Source organism: Bradyrhizobium sp., assembly GCF_049586575.1.
Taxonomy (GTDB): domain Bacteria; phylum Pseudomonadota; class Alphaproteobacteria; order Rhizobiales; family Xanthobacteraceae; genus Bradyrhizobium.
The window spans coordinates 1-2780 of sequence record NZ_JBAVCF010000583.1 but is presented as its reverse complement, the minus strand read 5'-3'; the positions used below and the strand labels follow the sequence as shown (position 1 = coordinate 2780).

The following is a 2780-nucleotide window of genomic DNA, read 5'->3' as shown; positions in this document are numbered from 1 at the left end:
CAGGCTCAGTTGGCCGCGCTACCAGCCGGCTCCCCTGGCGAAGAAAACAATTGGCTGGCTTGCGGTGGAGTCGATCAGCCGACCGCCAAGCTGGGTGCGCTTGCCGCCGATCTGCGAGCTAAAATCGAGGATGTCTGGAAAGTGCCAGAAGTCTGTCGGTTTTTGATGGCTAACCACTGGCCGCGAACAGGTCCCAACGGCCTGGCAGACCCTTCAACTCGAATGAACCGCGCTCCGCGAATTTCAGCCCAGCGCCTGCGACGAGATCGGTGACGACACGCGACACCAACACTTCGTCGGAGCCGGAATGCGACATGACGCGCGCGGCCGCATGCACGGCGATGCCGCCGATGTCGTTACCCCTGACCTCGATTTCACCAGTGTGCAGACCGGCCCGAAGCGGCAGACCGATCTCCTTCGCCGCCGAACGGAAGGCTAGTGCGCACCGCACTGCACGGCCTGGACCGTCGAAAGTCGCCAGAATGCCATCACCGGTACTTTTCACCAGATGGCCACGATGCTTGTCGACAGCCTGCTGCGCGAGTTGGTCGTGCTCGTCGAGCAGGCGGCGCCAGCGCTGGTCACCCATCTCGGCGGCGCTTCGCGTCGACTCGACGATGTCGGTGAACAGAACGGTCGCGAGCACGCGCTCGAACTCGGCCGTGCCGTGATCGCGATGGCCGGTAATGAATTCCTCGATATCACCGAGTTTATTTTCGGGATCGCCGGTCCAGAACCCGTGGTCCCCGGTCGGGTATTCGATGTACTTCACGCCCGGAATCGCTGCCGCGAGGTTACGGCCGAATTCGACGGGAACTTGAAGATCGGCCTTGCTGTGGAGCACCAGCGTCGGCACCTGAAGCGTCGGCAGAATTGCGGTGACATCGATCTGGCGATTGAGCTGCAGTATCGTTCGCAACGCGCCGGGGCTGCTCGCCAGCCGCTCGAACTTTCCGAATTGCGCTATTGCCGCTGGCTTACCCGCCTCGCTGGGAGCGACCCTTTTGATCAATTCGCCGGTACCCCATTGGCTTACGATTTGTTCGAGCCGTCCCTCCCATGCATCATGCGAGACCCGATCTGCCGATCGGCTGAAACAGCCAATCAGAACAAGATGCGATACGCGCTCGGGATATGTGGCGGCGAAAAGGATGCTCATGCAACCGCCTTCGGAGAACCCGACTAGCGCAGCGCGCTTCGAGCCGATCGCATCCTGGATCGCGCGAACATCGTCCATCCGCACTTCCAGCGACGGTGCGCCGGACATGCGATCCGACAGCCCCTGCCCCCTTTTGTCGAACGTCACCACGCGCGCGAAGCTTGCCAGGCGCCGCAAAAAAGTGGTGAAACCGGCCAGTTCGTGCACAAATTCGATATGCGAAAAGAAGCCGGGCACAAAAATCAAGTCGATCGGTCCGTCGCCCATCACCTGGTAGGCGATGCTGACATCGCCGTTTTGTGCGTACCGCGTGTCGGGCTGCTTGAAATCGGTCATCGAGCGAACCTCGGAGCCGATCCATTGTTGCCGCCGGAATAGCGAAGATCAACCTGTACTCTTCTGTACTCTTACCCGATCGTTTGCCTTTAGGTCTCCTGCCGGGTAAGCGGACGTAGTTCAGCCTGAACTGCCGGGCTCTACCCGCAACAGCGGACATCGCAGGCCAAGAGCCACTTGCGGACACCGCGGGTAGCGGCATCGGACGTCCAAAATGAGCAAGAACCAGACGTTCGATGGATCGAACAAGGGCCGGCCGCGCGGTACTCTTCGTCAGCGGAATGGTTGCGAAGGCGGAGGATGACATGCGTGTCGCGGTGATGGCAACGGGTGCCCTGGGAGGTTATTTTGGAGCGCGCATGGCTGCGGCGGGGCACGATGTGTTCTTCATCGCACGCGGCTCCAACCTTGAGGCAATCGAGAAAAACGGTCTCAAGATCGAGAGCGTGCATGGCGATCTTCACCTGCCTAAACCCAATGTGACTGATGATCCCCGCAAAGTCGGCCCGGTCGATATCGTGCTGTTCGCGGTCAAGCTTTGGGACAGCGAGAAGGCGGCAGTGCAGGCCCTTCCCTTGATCGGATCCCAAACCCGGGTGATCCCGCTGCAAAACGGCGTGGATAGCACAGAGCGGATCGCTCCGATTCTAGGCACCGACAATGTGGTCGCTGGAAGTGCCTATATTGCGACCGTGCTGTCCGCACCTGGCGTCGTCACCCACACCAGCGAGTTCGCGCGCATGGTCTGCGGGCGAACCGACGGTAAAGCAGATGGACAACTCAGGTCCTTTGCCGACGCCGCTCGTGCGGCCGGCATCGATATCACGGTATCCGACGCGATCGACCGGGAGCGCTGGCAGAAATTTGTGTTTCTCGTCGGATTGTCGGGCGCGACCGCTACGACCCGCCAGCCGCTGGGGCCCATTCTGGCTGACCCGGATACGCGAGCATTTTTTTACAGCCTGATGCGCGAAGTGGTCGCGGTCGGTCGCGCCAGGGGCGTCTCGATACCGGAGGACTTTGCGGAGGACAGAATGAAATTCGCCGACGCATCGCCGCCCACCTTCAAGGCTTCCATGCTGCACGATCTTGAACGTGGCAACCGGCTCGAGCTGGACTGGCTTGCCGGGAAGATCGTCGAGTTCGGGCGCACACTTGGCGTACCGACGCCAGCCAACAATGCGGTCTATGCCATGCTCAAGTTGCACCGAATGGGTAAACAAGCTCGCGCCAGCTGAGCGGAGCATCCGCGTTGGGTCTTAAGCGCCCGTCGGCGCCGATAGCC

General features: G+C 61.0%; 2 protein-coding genes. One reads left to right on the top strand and one right to left on the bottom strand.

The features are described 5' to 3' along the window. Positions 1-169: 169 nt before the first annotated feature. Positions 170-1495 (bottom strand): adenylate/guanylate cyclase domain-containing protein, encoded by a 1326-nt coding sequence (locus tag WB528_RS21890; RefSeq protein WP_423890606.1) that lies wholly within the window; start codon positions 1493-1495, stop codon positions 170-172. Positions 1496-1800: 305 nt separating this feature from the next. Here WB528_RS21890 and WB528_RS21885 point away from each other — a divergent pair, with 305 nt between their 5' ends. Beyond that, positions 1801-2733, top strand: coding sequence for a ketopantoate reductase family protein (locus WB528_RS21885; protein ID WP_423890605.1), 933 nt, complete (start codon positions 1801-1803; stop codon positions 2731-2733). Positions 2734-2780: the final 47 nt, after the last annotated feature.

Bases quoted from the DNA above. Each gene is read 5' to 3' on its own strand.
- WB528_RS21890 (WP_423890606.1), bottom strand. From the start codon at position 1,495: ATGACCGATTTCAAGCAGCCCGACACGCGGTACGCACAAAACGGCGAT.
- WB528_RS21885 (WP_423890605.1), top strand. From the start codon at position 1,801: ATGCGTGTCGCGGTGATGGCAACGGGTGCCCTGGGAGGTTATTTTGGA.